Here is a 15,722-nt window from a genome sequence, read left to right as displayed (position 1 = left end):
CTCACGCATAAGCGGGAACAACAAGACATCGCGAATAGATGGGGCATTGGTCAATAGCATAACCAAACGGTCGATTCCTATTCCTAAACCACCCGTTGGCGGCATTCCATATTCCAAAGCACGGATGAAATCCTCATCCATTTCATGAGCTTCATCATTCCCCTGCTCTTTCTCACGAAGCTGAGCCTCGAAACGCTCCCTTTGATCGATAGGATCGTTAAGCTCAGTAAATGCATTCGCATGCTCACGAGCTACGATAAAGAGCTCGAAGCGATCCGTGAAACGCGGATCTTCCGGGTTCTTTTTGGCAAGCGGTGAAATTTCTAGAGGATGTCCATATATAAAGGTCGGCTGGATCAGCGTCTCTTCTACAAACGTCTCAAAGAATTGGTTCAAAATATGACCAAATGTCATATGAGGCTCCACTGGCACATTATGCTCTTTGGCTAAACGATGCGCTTCTTCATTCGTCATTTGAACGCCGAAGTCTACACCTTTCACTTCTTTAACCGCATCAACCATGGAGATACGTCTCCAGCCAACAGCTAGATCAACCACGTGATCTCCATAAGGAATCGAAGTCGTACCAAGAACCTCTTGAGCGATATGCGCAATAAGCTCCTCAGTCAGCTTCATAATATCTTTGTAGTCAGCATAAGCTTCGTACAACTCAATCATCGTAAACTCTGGATTATGGCGCGTGGAGATACCTTCATTCCGGTATACACGACCAATTTCGTAAACTTTCTCTAGTCCGCCAACAATTAGGCGTTTCAAGTGAAGCTCAATGGCAATACGCATATGAAGCTGCATATCCAAAGCATTATGATGCGTATTAAACGGACGAGCCGAAGCCCCGCCTGCAACCGAGTGAAGCGTCGGTGTTTCCACCTCTAAATAACCCAGCGAATCCAGGTAACGGCGCATCGACTGAATAATACGGGAACGCAGAATAAATGTCTGTTGAACATCTTGATTCATAATCAAATCAACATAACGTTGACGATAGCGCAATTCTACATCGCTAAGACCATGGAATTTATCCGGAAGCGGAAGCAAGGACTTGGTCAATACTTCAAGAGACTTAACCTTAATGGAGGTTTCTCCGGTTTTCGTTTTGAAAACAACACCTTGAACGCCAACCATGTCGCCCAGATCCAAAAGATCAAAAGCTTTGTACTTGTTCGCATCCAACGCATCTTCCCGCACGTAGATTTGAATTTTCCCTGTAATGTCTTGGATATGAGCGAAACTTGCTTTACCCATGCCTCTTTTTTGCATAATACGTCCTGCAATACTAACCTCGTGGTTCTCTTCGTCCAGCTCTTCCTTTGTTTTGTCCTGGTAAGCTGTCAAGATCTCTTGCGTTGTATGCGTTCTAACGTATTTGCTGCCGAAAGGGTCTACGCCCAAACCGCGAAGCTCGTCCAATTTGTTACGGCGAATGACGAGCAATTCGTTCAATTCCACTTCCTGGCTCATGTTTTCATCTCCTACATATTTTAGTAAAGGGTGCTAAAACCGGAAAAAAGCTTCCGTAAGGAAGCTTTCCAGACAATTTGCCTATGCTAAGCAAAGGTAAACTGCAACGGGGCTGCGGCTGCACGCTACTTTTTAATATCAACAATTTGATACTGAATGACGCCAGCTGGAACGTTAACATCAACGGTTGCGCCCTTTTGCTTGCCAAGAATTGCTTTGCCCACCGGGCTTTCATTGGAAATCTTATTCTGTAGCGGATCAGACTCCGCGGTACCTACAATATTGTACTCAACCAAATCACCGAATTCCAAATCCTTCAGTGTAACGATGGATCCTACACTTACGGTGTTGATATCCACATCGTCGTTATTAATAATCCGCGCATTGCGCAGCATTTTTTCTAAAGTGATGATTCTGCCTTCGATAAAGGCTTGCTCGTTTTTCGCATCTTCGTACTCGGAGTTCTCACTGATATCGCCATACCCGATGGCAACCTTGATTCTCTCCGCGACTTCGCGGCGCTTCACGGATTTAAGATGCTCAAGCTCGTCCTCGAGCCTTCTCAAACCTTCTGGTGTAAGAATGACCTCTTTTTCAGCCATTACCAACTGATCTCCCGTCATGTGAAAGATTTTCATATCGTTGAATCGATGCTTCCTGCTAGGAGTTAGGTCTTTATAGAGCTGATTCAAGTAGTATGAATTCACGGTTATAAAATTAGGAACTTACTCGTTTGTCTTTCAATATATGCAGGAACACATTAATATTGACTGATTATATTGCAACCGTTTCAAAATGTCAATCTCAACCATAGCTGCATGATTTAATGCAGTACGGGAGATTCTTCTTGGCTGGATGACGACGATTGTGCAGCTAGGTGCTCAACGTATTCATTCAGTGTCCGAACCATTTCATCACGCTTCAACATCTCCATAATAGCGTCCTTCACACGAGCTGCTCCTGTTAATCCTTTGAGATACCAAGCCATATGTTTACGCATCTCTTTGACGGCAACGTGCTCGCCTTTAAGTGCTATGAGTCGGTCCATGTGCAGGATGGCGATGCGGATTTTCTCTTCCGGTGTTGGCTCCGGAGGTAACTCCCCATTAGCAAGATATTGAACCGTGCGGTAGAGCATCCACGGATTGCCTAATGCACCACGACCGATCATGACGCCGTCCACACCCGTTTGGTCCAACATGCGTTTGGCATCCTCAGGCGTAACTACATCACCATTACCAATAACCGGTATCGACAAAGCTTGCTTCACATCTCGGATAATGTTCCAATCCGCTTTCCCTGTGTAGAGCTGCTCGCGCGTACGACCGTGGACGCTAACTGCGCTGCCGCCGCCTCTTTCGACAGCTTTTGCATTTTCGACAGCATAGATGTGATCAGAATCCCAGCCGATCCGCATTTTGACGGTAACAGGTTTGTTTACTGCCTTTACAACGGTCTCGATCATTTGTTCAATTTTATCCGGTTGAAGCAACCAACGTGCGCCGGCGTCACATTTGGTGATTTTCGGCACCGGGCAGCCCATATTGATATCAATAATATCTGCGTTGGTTTGCTGATCAACGATTTTGGCCGCTTGCACGAGTGTTTCGGTATCGCCGCCGAAGATTTGCAAGCTGAGCGGTTTCTCCCGGTCATCTACATATAACATTTCCATGGAACGGGTGTTCCCGTGTACAATAGCCTTATCACTTACCATTTCCGCACATACCAGCCCTGTGCCAAACTCTTTGGCAATCAGGCGGAATGCAGGATTACAAACGCCCGCCATTGGGGCAAGCACAACTTTATTGGGAGCTTCGACATTACCTATTTTCAGCACCGAAGATTCCACCTCTCTTATCTCGCAACCACTGCGACTAACTCGTCCGGCTCGATACCAAGCACCTGCGAAATCTTATTAATGATTTTCGTATCCGGTTTACGTGTACCTCTTTCAATTGCACCCAAAATGGCGATCGATACGCCGAGTAAATCAGCTAATTCATTCTGGGTATATCCTTTCAATTTACGAAAAGCGCGTATGCGCTGAGCTACTGAGCTTTTTTCCATAACACAACGCCTTCCTTTCCTTCCAGTTTCTCCAGATTCGCGGAGATGAATTCAAATGCAGCATCTTGCCGCTCGTAGAGAACCTCTGAGAGAGGGACTAATACAAAAGCCCGCTCATGCATCCGCGGATGCGGAATGATCAAGTCGGGGGTCGTAAGCTGCTCGTCGCCGTACAGAAGCAAATCCAAATCGATCGTTCTTGGACCCCAGCGCACATCGCGCTTTCTCCCCAAACGATTCTCAATGGCCAGCAATTTGAATAGCAAATCTTCAGCAGGAATAACCGTTTGTATCTGAACGACCATATTAAGAAAAGCAGACTGGTCTACATAACCGACCGGCTCGGTTTCGTAAATACTGGACAAGCCAGTCACGACAATACCCGACTCCTGGTTCAGCGCTGTAATCGCATCCTGCAAATATTGTTCGCGATCATTGATATTGGATCCTAATGCGACATAAGCTGCAATGCTGCGTTCTTGTTCTTCGGCTGTCATGTCGTTGCCCGCTTTCGGTTAATCTCTACAGTCACGCCATCAAAAATTACGGCAAAGGGCGGATGCGGCTTAATAACGCGAACCGTCACTTCATTGATACTAGTATAAGTATGAAGAAGCATTGATGCAATGTTTTCCGCTAAAGCTTCAATTAATTGGAAAGTGCGTCCTTCGACAATTTCTTTCACTTTGAAAAAAACCTCGCCATAATTCACCGTATCTTCGAGATGATCCGACTGTCCGGGCTTATGAAGCGGAAGCATCAGCTCGACATCTACATAAAAACGCTGGCCCAATTTATTTTCTTCCGGAAAAACACCGTGATTACCAAAAAACTGCATGCGGGACAGTGTGATTTTGTCCATTGTTGTGACCTCCTTCATTATGAGCGAATAATGGCATCCGTCATGACGGCGGCCCGCTTGGTTGCTAATACATCATGCACGCGAACAATCCCGCAGCCCTGTGCGATTCCCAGCACGACGGTTGAAAGCGATCCTTCCAACCGCTCGGCCGGCGGCAGGTTCAGCGTCATCCCGATCACGCTTTTACGCGATGTACCCAGGAGGACCGGATACCCAAGATCAACAAGAGGGCGCAGTTGGTTCATAAGCTGCAAGTTCTGTTCGTAGGATTTTGCAAAACCGATGCCGGGGTCCAAAATAATCCGTTCGTCGCGAACACCCGCGTCTCGCGCTTGACTCACATATTGCTGAAGATCGCTTAGTACCTCTGGAAGAAAATCCTTATATTCCGTGTTCAATCGGTTATGGGTAATAATGAAGGGACAGTCGTAGCTCGCCGCTACGTCAGCCATACGGGGGTCGGCCTGCCCACCCCATACATCATTGATGATGTGCGCCCCTGCCGCCAAAGCTTGCTTGGCGACTTCTGCTTTATACGTATCTATAGAAATAGGAACATTAATTTCACGACTTAGCGCTTCAATGACGGGGATTACCCGGCGAAGCTCTTCCTCCTCGGTCACCTCCGCAGATCCCGGACGGGTGGACTCGCCTCCAATATCAATGATATCTGCGCCATCCTCAACCATCTGCCGAGCTCGGCGTAAGGCATCTTCTATGGTGACATAGGAGCCGCCATCCGAAAAGGAATCCGGCGTTACGTTCAATATGCCCATGATGATCGTCCGATCACCGATGGGCAGCTCGTGTCCTTTACAGGATAACACTTTCATCTGCTGTTCACTTCCTGTATGTTTATCAATTTATCAATATTCGTTATATGTCCGAATCAGCTCACGGGTTATGGGACCTACTGTTCCTGTGCCCACTGAGATCTTTTGGCCACTAGGTGTATATAGAGTTGTAACCGGCACGATTTCTTGAATGGAATTGACCAGAAACACCTCGTCGGCCTCCACTAAATCTTCCCAACGATATAAACCATCTTGAGCAGGTAACTGCCCTCGCTGGGCAATTCGAAGTACGTGCGCTCTGGTGATTCCCGCCAAAATGCCTGTATCCAGCGAAGGCGTGTAGCAAGTCCCGTCCTTAATGAAAAAAATGTTGCTGACAATGCCCTCAGCCACATAGCCCTCTTCGCTCATCATCAAACCCTCTGCGCCAGTGGCCCAGGGGTATTGGCCTAGCTCTCTTTTAGCCAAAATATTGTTCATATAGTGAAAAGACTTGAATCGGTACAAGCCCTCCGGTGTATTTCGTGGCAGCTTCAGCAGCTGTAAGGCTTTGCCCTCTTCATATGTCTTCGTATCCCTCGGCGGGAGCGCCTTGATATAGACAATCTCGGTAGGCTGACCGTAGTCCCCAGAAGGAAGACCAAGCGCTTCTACTCCAGCAGATACGGAGAAACGAATATAGGCATCCTGAAGCTCGTTCGCAGCTAGCAGTTCATCAATTAACTTCTGCACGCGCTCAAGATCAGGCTCATACCCAATACCCAGCTCCTTACATCCCTCCGCAAGACGATTCATGTGCTCAGCAAGGAGAAAAGGAACTTTGTTATAAGTACGGAAGGTCTCAAAGAGACCTAATCCGTAAAGAAAACCGTGATCATAAACCGAGACCACGGCTTGTTGTTCATCCATAAGTTTGCCATTGATGCTAATAATCATAAATTAAGCTCCTGCTTTAGCCGTGCGGCGTAGAAAATTGCGCAGCATTTGGTGGCCGTGCTCCGTAATAATGGATTCGGGATGAAATTGAACGCCCTCAATCGGATATTCCTTATGACGCAGCGCCATGATTTCACCTTCAGCCGTACGGGCACTGACTTCCAAGCAATCAGGCAGCGTCTCCGCTTTGACAATCAAAGAATGGTAACGCGTCGCGATGAAAGGAGAAGGTAACCCTTCAAACAACGTTTGGCCATCATGGAAAATTTCTGAGGTCTTACCGTGCATTAAGCGCTCAGCGCGAATGACGTCGCCGCCAAAAGCTTGTCCGATAGACTGATGTCCCAGACAAACGCCGAAAATGGGGATTTTACCCTTGAAATGGTCAATCAGTGATAGGCTAATACCGGCTTCATTCGGCGTGCAAGGACCCGGAGATATTAAGATATGGTCGGGCGCCAAGGCCTCCACACCTGCTAAATCAATTTCGTCATTGCGACGAACGATGACTTCTTCCCCAATCTCCCCCAAGTATTGGACGAGGTTGTACGTAAACGAATCATAATTATCAATCACTAAAATCATTCTAAGCTCCCCTTTCGTCAGCCCTGCTCAGGCTTAAGCTCGGCTCATGCTCCGCTCGCTATATTCAATTGCTTTCCACATCGCTTTGGCTTTGTTCAGAGATTCGATATACTCACGCTCGGGAATAGAATCGATGACGATCCCCGCCCCCGCTTGAATATGCCCCATACCTTCTGCCGCCACCAGCGTGCGTATAATAATATTAAATTCCATATTGCCATTATAGTCAATCCACCCCATGGAACCCGTGTACGGGCCGCGGCGGACCGGTTCTAGCTCTTCTATGATTTCCATCGTCCGAATCTTCGGGGCGCCTGTGATTGTTCCTCCCGGGAACGTAGCGGCTATGACGTCGTACGCATCCTTGCCTTCCGCCAGCTCGCCAACTACTTCGGAGACGATGTGCATGACATGGGAATAGTACTCGATGACCATGAAGTCTTTGACGCGGACGGAGCCGTACTTGGAGATACGGCCAAGGTCGTTGCGCTCGAGATCGACCAGCATGACGTGCTCGGCGCGTTCTTTTTCGTTGTCGATGAGCTCGCCGGCCAGGCGCAGGTCATCCTGTTCGTCTTTGCCGCGCGGGCGCGTGCCAGCGATAGGACGCGTCCGCAGGACACCGTCCTCCAGCTGCACAAGCAGCTCCGGCGAGCCGGAGACGAGGGCGAAGCCTGCGAAACGCAGCAAGCCCATATAGGGCGAGGGATTGACGATGCGCAGCGCCTCGTAGATCTCTTCCGGCGTCGTATTCAAGCGCCGGCTCTGTCTGACCGACAAGTTGACTTGGAACACGTCACCTTGTGAGATGTAGGCTTGGATGCGCTGCACCGCCGCCATGTAGTCGGCTTTGCCGAACGCAGGCTGGATGCCTGCGATGCTCTCTACATCGATGTGCAGCTGCTCGCGCGCGATCGATGTCCCTTCCGGGCCGCTGTGCGGCGAGCCCGCTGCGCTGCTAGCGCAGATGGCCTGCCAGCGACGAAGCATGGCATCTGCCTGCGCTTGCGCCTGTGCGTATAGCTGCTGCAGATACGTGTCATCCGCAGCCAGGTCCGGCTGCACGGGCGTGTGGACCGTGAGGTATAGGCTCTTCTCAAGGTGATCCACAGCCCATACTTGATCATACATCGCAAAGCTGTAATCCGGGATTGGCAGATCATCCGCTGCTTGTGTTGGAAGCTTCTCAATTGTACGAATTACATCGTAACTCCAGTATCCGACACATCCGCCTAAGAACTTAGGCCCACCTTCTACTTTGGGACTATGATGGGAAGACATCCATTGTTTCACGATCGAAAGCGGCTCGCCTTTCATGCGGGTTACACGACTGGACGAGGTTATTTCAGCCTCCAACCCTTTTCCGTGTATCGTCGAAAATGGTTGTAACCCGAGGAACGTGTAGCGCCCGCCCTTTCCGCTCTCCAGCACAAAAGAATCCGACGCCGCTTCCTTCCAAGCTGATTCCCAGGAGACGATACGATCTTCGCTCAGCTCGAGCTTAACGACGTAAGGCAGCATGGTATACGCGGAGGACCAACTACGCCACTGCTCTAGGGTTGTTATTATCATGATTGCCCCTCCTTCCAATAATATCCGAAGATTAGTTGTCCATTAGTATACTCCAACCTATCACAGAAAAAAAGCCCCAGCTGCAAGAGCTGAGGCTTACTTAATTGAATGAAGGTCAACTTTATTGCTCTTCGAATTGGTAAAGTGGCGTAGACAGGTAACGCTCACCGTTACTTGGTACGATTGCTACGACACGTTTGCCAGCTCCAAGTTCTTTGGCCACTTTCAAAGCCGCGAAAATCGCTGCGCCTGAGGAAATACCGCCAAGAATACCTTCTTCTTTGGCTACACGACGGGAAGTTTCGAAAGCATCTTCGTTCTCCACCGCAATGATTTCATCGTAAATGTTTGTGTTCAAAATTCCAGGAACAAAACCTGCACCGATACCTTGAATTTTGTGAGGACCTGGTTTACCGCCGGAAAGAACCGGGGAAGCCGCAGGCTCTACCGCATAAATTTTGATATCAGGGAAGTTTTCTTTCAGCACGCCGCCAGCGCCTGAAATCGTACCGCCTGTACCGATACCGGAAATGAAAGCATCCAATTTGCCATCGTGACCTTTGATTGCTTCCACGATTTCTGGACCTGTTGTTTCACGGTGAACTTTCACGTTAGCTGGGTTCTCAAATTGTTGCGGGATGAAATAGGAAGGATTCTCTGCTTTCAGTTCTTCCGCACGTTTGATCGCACCCTTCATTCCTTCTGCTCCCGGTGTAAGAACAAGCTGCGCACCGTAAGCACGAAGCAGGTTGCGTCTTTCTAATGACATCGTTTCTGGCATAACCAGAATCGCTTTATATCCTTTAGCTGCTGCAACTAGTGCAATTCCGATTCCTGTGTTACCGCTAGTTGGCTCAACGATTGTATCACCAGGCTTAAGTTTGCCTTCTTGCTCAGCCACTTCGATCATGGAGATGGCAATACGATCTTTAACGCTGGCACCTGGGTTCTGATACTCCAATTTAACATAAACCTCTGCGCTTCCTTCCGGAACGACACGATTCAAACGAACAAGCGGTGTATCTCCAATCAAATCCGTAATGCTTTGTACTAATCTTGCCATTGCTAGTTCCCCTCCAGATTGAGTAATAGATGATTTCCGAGTTAATTAGTCGGTATTATACATTTAATCTTATCAATGCACCCACGCGTTGTCAACCACATTTTCACCGGCCTACTTAAACTCCGGAGCAATAACAGCTACTTTCCATTTCGTCCGAAGCTGCGAAATGTAATCTTTAAGCGGCGGAGCTTCCTGCAGCGCCAACTCTCTGCGCACATTTTCACGAATAAACGCTTGATCCGGATTTTCTTTGTCACGCTTGTTTTTCAGCTTCACTACGGCAAATCCTTGTGTTAACGGTACCGGCTTACTGACTTCCCCAGCCTTCAGCAACTTCGCAGCTTCCAGAACGGGTGCCGCCACAAAAGGGTCATCACCCTCAATCCAACCGAGGTCCCCTCCCGAATTATTGGTCGCGTCATCCAGGGAGCGATCTCTAGCCAGGATTTCAAAGCTTTCGCCTTTCGCCAGCGCGGCAATCACCTTGTTCGCCTGATCCTTGGTAGAAACAATAATCTGCTGGATGTTGTACTCCGTTTCCTGCTTAAATTCGTCAGGATGCCCTTGGACATAAGATTCCACCTGAGCATCCGTTATTTGAATATGGCTGGTGGCGAGTTTCTCCAAAAGCAGTTTATTCGTGACATCCTCTTTGATTTCTTGCCGGGATAACCCCAACTGATTTTGCATAGAGGTATAAAATTGTTCCTCACTCTCATATCCTTGCTGCATTCGTTTCAACTCACGTGCAATCTCCGCATCTGCAATCGCAGTCCCCGTCTCGTTGCCCTCCAGACGTATCACTTCACGATCCAACAGTTGACCTAACAGTTCTGCACCGTAATGTTGTTCCAACGCCGTTTGAAGCTCTTGCCGCGTAATTTCCCGACTTCCAATTTTGGCTACGACCTGCTCATTGTTCTGCTCGCCTTGCTGCTCAGGATCCGCTGGGTGACTCGATTCTGATTGGTTCATAGTATGAGTGATCAGCAAGGATGCGAGCACGAGAATACATACTGCCATCAGAATGATGACTCCCCACAATCGCTTTACGTTCTGCATCCTGACTCCTCTTCATTTCCATAATGCTGCTGATCTACAGATCAATCATTCGTTGCAACTCTTCTTCGTCGAAACGATAGGCTTCATTGCAGAAATGACACACAACTTCAGCGAAGCCTTCATCATCGAGAATTTCTTGAAGCTCCGCTTTCCCCAAGGAAATGAGTGTCGATTCAATCCTTTCCCGACTGCATTTGCAGCGGAACATAACATCCATCTGATCGAGTGTTTGAAAAGAAGGCAATACCGTCTGCAAAATTCCTTCCAAGGTTAATCCGCTGCCGAGCATGGTTGTAAAGGAAGGGATACGTGAGAGTATTTCCTCAATTTCACTAATCTCCTGATCGCTTAATCCAGGAAGAAGTTGAATGACGAATCCACCCGCTGCCAAGATGGTATGATCGGTATTTACCAAAACACCAAGAGCTACAGCTGAAGGCGTCTGTTCCGACTTCGCAAAATAGTAGGTGAAATCTTCCGCTAATTCTCCGGAAATGATCGGAGTACTGCCTTTGTAAGGTTCTTTGAGGCCTAAATCTTTAGTTATGTACAAAAAGCCGTCCGTTCCGACCGCAGCGGCAACATCGAGTTTGCCATTCGCTTTGAGGGGAGGGTCAACCAGCGGATTATCCACATAACCGCGCACCTCGCCTTTGGCATTGGCATCGACCACAATCTGCCCGATTGGACCGTCTCCTTTGACTTGAATAATGAGATGCTCCTCACCTTTGAGCATGGCTCCCAGAAGAAGACCGGCTGCTGCCGTTCTTCCTAACGCCGCAGTGGCGGTAGGGGTCGTTTGGTGTCTTCGGCTAAGTTCATCTGTGAGGTCGGTGGTTTGTACTGCAAAAGCACGAACTCTTCCCTGAAGGGCCGTTCCTCGAATTAAATAATCGCCCATGTTACGTCCTTTCCTTAAACAGCTTATGCATTTCTCTCATAAATCATTTGTAAACCTTGCAGTGTCAGCAGAGGATTCACGATTTGAATCGTACGGGACTCACTGGAGATCAATTCTGCAAGCCCCCCCGTTGCTATGACGGTAGGATTTACATTAAACTCCTGTTTTACACGTTCTACAATCCCATCAACCTGACCCACGTAACCGTAAATAATCCCTGCCTGCATAGCAGCTACCGTATTTTTGCCGACTACGCTTTTCGGCTTCACAAGCTCAATGCGCGGAAGTTTCGCCGCCTTTTGATACAGCGCTTCTGTGGAGATACCGATGCCTGGTGCAATCGCACATCCCACTAACTGCTGGTTTGGATCAATATAGTCATAGGTTGTCGCCGTGCCGAAATCAACAATAATACAAGGAGCTCCATATAATTCAAGAGCAGCAACCGCATTTACAATACGATCCGCCCCAACTTCTTTGGGATTGTCTACCCGTACATTCAATCCCGTTTTAATGCCGGGACCTACGGTAAATGGCGTCCTTTTCAAATAATGCTTACAAAGGCTTTCCATCACGCTAACGAGCGGAGGAACAACGGAAGAGACGATTACGCCCTCCACTTCGCTGAATTTAATCCCTGAGTGTTGAAAAAGGCTATGCAACTGCATGCCGTACTCATCAACGGTAGCAGAACGGTTCGTGCTCACCCGCCAATGGTGCAGGAGTGTACGCTCTTTGTAGAGGCCAAGCACAATATTGGTATTCCCCACATCGATCACGAGAATCATAACGCTGTCCCCTTCCGCTCATTAAGGTCAAGTGAAATATCCAGCGCTGCAACCGAGTAGGTCAACCGTCCAACCGAGATCACATCTACGCCCGACTCAGCCATAGCTTTAATAGTCTGAACCGTTACAGATCCTGATCCTTCTACTACAATATGCGGAGCTTTACTTTTAATTATGGAAACTGCTTCCTTCATCTTTGCCGGCGCCATATTATCCAACATGATAATGTCAGCTTGGGCGGATAACGCTTCATGCAGTTGGTCAAAATCTTCGACCTCGACCTCAATCTTCATGGTGTGGGGGATCTGCTTCCTGGCCGCTTGTATAGCCTGTGTGATACCTCCAGAGCCCTTGATGTGATTATCCTTGATCATTACCGCATCATAAAGACCGAAACGGTGATTATGACCGCCGCCTACGCGAACGGCATATTTCTCAAGCAGGCGATGGCCCGGCGTCGTCTTCCTTGTGTCTACGAGTCTGGTAGGCAAACCTTCCAGGGCATTAACAAACTCCCGCGTTCTGGTCGCAATACCGGACAACCTTTGCATGAGGTTAAGGCTCAAACGTTCGCCAAGCAGGATGCTTCGCGTGTTGCCCTCCACTTCAGCAATAATCGTCCCTTTATTAACTGACGATCCTTCCGCTACTTTTGTTTCAAAATGAAGCGTTGAATCGACGACAGCGAAAACTTCTCGCGCAATTTGCAAACCGCAGATGATTCCGTCTTCTTTGACGTGGATAATCCCTTTGGACGCATGGTCCAAAGGGATCGTTGTCAGAGTCGTGACATCACCGGTGCCAATATCTTCTTCTAGCCAAAGCCGAATCTGTTTACGAATAAGTTCCATGTTTAAATCCAGCATATTAAATCCACTCCTCTATGCTATCTTCCCCGCGCTTAAAAACAATATGCTTCTTCCAGTCATGATCATCCCGTTCCGGGAAATCTTCCCGGTAATGTCCGCCGCGGCTTTCCTCACGCGCCAAAGCCGCTGTTGTTGTAAGCAATGCACAGTTCAGTAAATTAGCAAACTCATAATCTTCACGTTTCGTCATCAAGGAATCAAAAATAGAAAGCTGTCTGGACAGTTCATCATGGCCTTTCTGCAGACCTTTGGCTGAACGCTTCAGTCCGGCGTAACGCAGCATGACTTTCTGCAGCTTCAGCTTCTTTTCGACAACAGCTTGATTCGGAATTTCCGTTCTTGGTGCTTCGGACTCCGCGCGGATTTGAATGTCGCCTTCCAGAGCCGGCAGCTCTTGAATACGCTCGATAATCCTTCTGCCGAAGACGATTGCTTCCGATAACGAATTGCTCGCTAAGCGGTTAGCGCCATGTACACCTGTAGAAGACACTTCACCGCACGCGAAAAGTCGACGAACATGCGTTTCTCCGTGCAAATCCGTCTTCACGCCACCCATCATATAGTGAGCTGCGGGAGCAACCGGGATCCAGTCCGTACTCATATCCAAACCATAATTCAAGCAGTACTCATAAATCGTTGGAAACCGATGTTTAATTAGTTCCTCAGATTCATGTGTAATATCTATGTATACAAATGTTGACTTGCAATTCTCCATCTCGTCGACGATAGCGCGAGCCACAACATCCCTAGGCGCTAACTCCAGCTGCGGATGGTACCTTTCCATAAAGCGCTCCCCTTTGATGTTGCGAAGGTAAGCCCCCTCGCCGCGCACTGCTTCGGAGATCAGAAAGCGCGGAGCGCCAGGATAGCACAGCGCCGTAGGGTGGAATTGTACGAATTCCACATCCTGTATTTGCGCACCGGCGCGGTAAGCAATCGCGATGCCGTCAGCTGTCGCGATATCGGGATTGGTGGTGTAGCGGAACAGCTGCCCCGCACCACCCGAGCAAAGGATCGTGGCGTTGCCGCGGACAAAAACCCGCTGGCCGCCCGGCTTCTGCACGAGTGCACCGTAGCACTCGCCATCTTGCGTGATCAGGTCGATCACGAAGTGATCGTCCCAGATCTCGATGTTCGGATCTTGCTTCGTGCGCTCCGATAAGGCTCGTACAATTTCAGCGCCTGTAGCATCACCATGCGCATGCAAAATGCGTCGCTGGCTGTGAGCCCCTTCCTTCGTCAAAGCGAACTCTCCGTTTTCCAGATCGAACTGAGTTCCCATTTGAATCAAATCCTGTACGCCGTTAGGACCTTCGTGAACAAGAACATCAACAGCCTCTGGTGAGCAGAGGCCGGCGCCGGCGATCAAAGTATCCTGCATATGATATTCAGGTGAATCCTCATCCGAAATAACAGCTGCAATCCCGCCTTGTGCATAACGCGTATTGCTATCGAGGAGAGATTTCTTCGTAATCATCAGAACTTTCTTATTTTCACTAGCGCGCAGAGCCGTAAATAATCCTGCAATACCTGCGCCAATCACAATCACATCTGTATGTACATGAGGAATGGAATTTAAGTCTACATCTACGAGGTATCTAGGAATCATGCCGCTCACCCGATCTTCACCATTTATTCTCGCTAAGAAACAGAATCAGAAAAAGTGAGACTCTGTTTCTTCACGAGGGTAACTAACAAAAATGATTTGATGCGTTCTTTCAAATAAACAAGAGAGTAGCGCATGCTACTTTACTTGTAACATGCGCTCTAAGGACAATCTTGCTTTATCGGCTACATCTTCCGGTACATAAATCTCTGGCTGCATAGTCTCCAAACATTTCACAATTTTCTTTAAGTTGTTTACTTTCATGTTCGGGCAAACCAGGTATTTGGTTGCAAAATGGAATTGTTTGTCCGGGCTATCCAAGCGTAATTGGTACCCTGTCCCGTCTTCCGTCCCGACAATAAACTCCTTACAGTCTGATTCTTTGCAATATTTAATAATCGCTGTCGTGCTTCCCACAAAATCGCCCAACTTCACGACTTCTGGCCGGCACTCAGGATGTACAACAAATTGCGCATTTGGATATTGCGCTTTCATTTCCTCTACATCTTTGACCGTCAGCATATCATGCGTATTGCAATAACCTTCCCAGATGATCACTTTTTTGCTTGTGAATTTTGATACATAGTCGCCCAAATTTTTATCCGGTACCCAGATGATCTCATCCGAATCGACGGAATTAATAACATTTATGGCATTTGCAGAGGTACAACAAATATCTGTTTCTGATTTGACATCGGCTGATGTATTGATGTAGGCAACGACCTTAGCTTTCGGATGTTGGCGCTTCAAAGCACGAAGACCCTCAACATTGACCATATCCGCCATCGGGCAGCCTGCACGCTCATCCGGAATGATCACGGTTTTGTTCGGCGCCAAAATTTTAGCGCTTTCTCCCATGAAATGGACCCCGCAAAAAACAATCACATCTGCATCTGTTTGTGCCGCCTTTTGCGCTAGCAAAAAGGAATCCCCCCGGAAATCGGCAACTTCCTGAACTTCGTCACGTTGATAATAATGAGCAAGAATAATAGCATTCCGTTCTTTCTTCAATTGAAGCAACCGCTCTTTCAATTCTCGGTTCTGCTCCGCTTTACGCTGTAGTGCTAAAGCTTCCATGGATGCTTCCTCCCCTGTCTGGGATGTAAAGTGTACTTCTTAACTATCTAAAAGT

The 15,722-nt window shown here is 48.2% G+C and carries 17 protein-coding genes (1 of these 17 running past the window's edge); all 17 read right to left on the bottom strand.

Features of this window, described 5'->3' with window-relative positions; translation table 11 throughout:
- A protein-coding gene (gene lysS / locus ACKTT9_RS01225; protein ID WP_407870203.1) for a lysine--tRNA ligase crosses the window boundary here: on the bottom strand, positions 1-1,482 show its 5' portion. It extends 15 nt beyond the left edge of the window; the window shows 1,482 of its 1,497 coding nt (coding positions 1-1,482); its start codon is at positions 1,480-1,482; its stop codon lies beyond the left edge, outside the window.
- 125 nt (positions 1,483-1,607) lie between these two features.
- On the bottom strand, positions 1,608-2,084 hold the full coding sequence (greA, locus tag ACKTT9_RS01220) for a transcription elongation factor GreA (RefSeq protein WP_127457170.1): 477 nt from the start codon (positions 2,082-2,084) through the stop codon (positions 1,608-1,610).
- 221 nt (positions 2,085-2,305) lie between these two features.
- A complete protein-coding gene (dusB, locus tag ACKTT9_RS01215; RefSeq protein WP_181646444.1) occupies positions 2,306-3,322 on the bottom strand; it encodes a tRNA dihydrouridine synthase DusB in 1,017 nt (338 codons plus the stop codon).
- Between the two features lie 17 nt (positions 3,323-3,339).
- Complete coding sequence (locus ACKTT9_RS01210) at positions 3,340-3,552, bottom strand: helix-turn-helix domain-containing protein (protein WP_157324443.1); 213 nt, start codon at positions 3,550-3,552, stop codon at positions 3,340-3,342.
- Complete coding sequence (gene folK / locus ACKTT9_RS01205) at positions 3,534-4,049, bottom strand: 2-amino-4-hydroxy-6-hydroxymethyldihydropteridine diphosphokinase (protein WP_127457167.1); 516 nt, start codon at positions 4,047-4,049, stop codon at positions 3,534-3,536. The genes ACKTT9_RS01210 and folK overlap by 19 nt, the downstream gene beginning before the upstream one ends.
- Positions 4,046-4,414: a dihydroneopterin aldolase gene (gene folB / locus ACKTT9_RS01200; RefSeq protein ID WP_407870202.1), complete on the bottom strand. Its 369-nt coding sequence runs from the start codon at positions 4,412-4,414 to the stop codon at positions 4,046-4,048. The genes folK and folB overlap by 4 nt, the downstream gene beginning before the upstream one ends.
- A gap of 17 nt (positions 4,415-4,431) precedes the next feature.
- A complete protein-coding gene (gene folP / locus ACKTT9_RS01195; RefSeq protein ID WP_407870201.1) occupies positions 4,432-5,247 on the bottom strand; it encodes a dihydropteroate synthase in 816 nt (271 codons plus the stop codon).
- A gap of 33 nt (positions 5,248-5,280) precedes the next feature.
- Complete coding sequence (gene pabC / locus ACKTT9_RS01190; protein ID WP_407870200.1) at positions 5,281-6,144, bottom strand: aminodeoxychorismate lyase; 864 nt, start codon at positions 6,142-6,144, stop codon at positions 5,281-5,283.
- Positions 6,145-6,147: 3 nt separating this feature from the next.
- Positions 6,148-6,729 carry an aminodeoxychorismate/anthranilate synthase component II gene (pabA, locus tag ACKTT9_RS01185; protein ID WP_161407595.1) on the bottom strand — a complete coding sequence of 194 codons (582 nt, stop codon included), beginning with the start codon at positions 6,727-6,729 and terminating at the stop codon, positions 6,148-6,150.
- Positions 6,730-6,762: 33 nt separating this feature from the next.
- Positions 6,763-8,301, bottom strand: a complete 1,539-nt coding sequence (locus ACKTT9_RS01180; RefSeq protein WP_407870199.1) for an anthranilate synthase component I family protein — start codon at positions 8,299-8,301, stop codon at positions 6,763-6,765.
- Between the two features lie 121 nt (positions 8,302-8,422).
- The gene (gene cysK / locus ACKTT9_RS01175; protein WP_127457161.1) at positions 8,423-9,364 is read right to left on the bottom strand and encodes a cysteine synthase A; all 942 of its coding nucleotides are present in this window, start codon (positions 9,362-9,364) and stop codon (positions 8,423-8,425) included.
- A 111-nt stretch (positions 9,365-9,475) separates the two neighbouring features.
- On the bottom strand, positions 9,476-10,426 hold the full coding sequence (locus ACKTT9_RS01170) for a peptidyl-prolyl cis-trans isomerase (RefSeq protein ID WP_407870198.1): 951 nt from the start codon (positions 10,424-10,426) through the stop codon (positions 9,476-9,478).
- Between the two features lie 34 nt (positions 10,427-10,460).
- Positions 10,461-11,327 carry an Hsp33 family molecular chaperone HslO gene (gene hslO, locus ACKTT9_RS01165; RefSeq protein ID WP_407870197.1) on the bottom strand — a complete coding sequence of 289 codons (867 nt, stop codon included), beginning with the start codon at positions 11,325-11,327 and terminating at the stop codon, positions 10,461-10,463.
- A gap of 23 nt (positions 11,328-11,350) precedes the next feature.
- Positions 11,351-12,115 carry a type III pantothenate kinase gene (locus ACKTT9_RS01160; RefSeq protein WP_127457158.1) on the bottom strand — a complete coding sequence of 255 codons (765 nt, stop codon included), beginning with the start codon at positions 12,113-12,115 and terminating at the stop codon, positions 11,351-11,353.
- The gene (gene nadC, locus ACKTT9_RS01155; RefSeq protein ID WP_407870196.1) at positions 12,112-12,981 is read right to left on the bottom strand and encodes a carboxylating nicotinate-nucleotide diphosphorylase; all 870 of its coding nucleotides are present in this window, start codon (positions 12,979-12,981) and stop codon (positions 12,112-12,114) included. The genes ACKTT9_RS01160 and nadC overlap by 4 nt, the downstream gene beginning before the upstream one ends.
- Before the next feature lies 1 nt (position 12,982).
- Entirely contained in the window at positions 12,983-14,593 is a 1,611-nt protein-coding gene (nadB, locus tag ACKTT9_RS01150; RefSeq protein ID WP_407870195.1) for an L-aspartate oxidase, read from the bottom strand.
- Positions 14,594-14,728: 135 nt separating this feature from the next.
- Positions 14,729-15,667, bottom strand: coding sequence for a quinolinate synthase NadA (gene nadA, locus ACKTT9_RS01145; RefSeq protein ID WP_127457155.1), 939 nt, complete (start codon positions 15,665-15,667; stop codon positions 14,729-14,731).
- Between the last annotated feature and the right edge of the window lie 55 nt (positions 15,668-15,722).

Source organism: Paenibacillus sp. P36 (assembly GCF_045866505.1).
In the GTDB taxonomy this organism is placed as follows: domain Bacteria; phylum Bacillota; class Bacilli; order Paenibacillales; family NBRC-103111; genus Paenibacillus_E; species Paenibacillus_E chondroitinus.
The sequence above is the reverse complement of the archived record's forward strand: the minus strand, read 5'-3'. Positions and strand labels throughout refer to the sequence as shown.